Here is a 221-nt window from a genome sequence, read left to right on the forward strand (position 1 = left end):
TAAGATATAGTTATTCAATTTTGAGTGGACTAAAAAGTTAAGTGACGATAGCCTAGGAGATACACCTGTACCCATGCCGAACACAGTAGTTAAGCCTAGAACGCCTGAAGTAGTTGGGGGTTGCCCCCTGTTAGATACGGAAGTCGCTTAGCTTAGGAACACTCAATGGGAGTTTAGCTCAGCTGGGAGAGCATCTGCCTTACAAGCAGAGGGTCAGCGGT

1 rRNA gene is annotated in these 221 nt (G+C 46.6%); it reads left to right on the top strand.

Features of this window, described 5'->3' with window-relative positions:
- The first annotated feature begins 37 nt into the window (after positions 1 to 37).
- A 5S ribosomal RNA gene (rrf, locus tag AT575_RS10445) occupies positions 38 to 152 on the top strand.
- The last annotated feature ends 69 nt before the right edge of the window (positions 153 to 221 follow it).

It is taken from the genome of Streptococcus penaeicida (assembly GCF_002887775.1).
Taxonomy (GTDB): domain Bacteria; phylum Bacillota; class Bacilli; order Lactobacillales; family Streptococcaceae; genus Streptococcus; species Streptococcus penaeicida.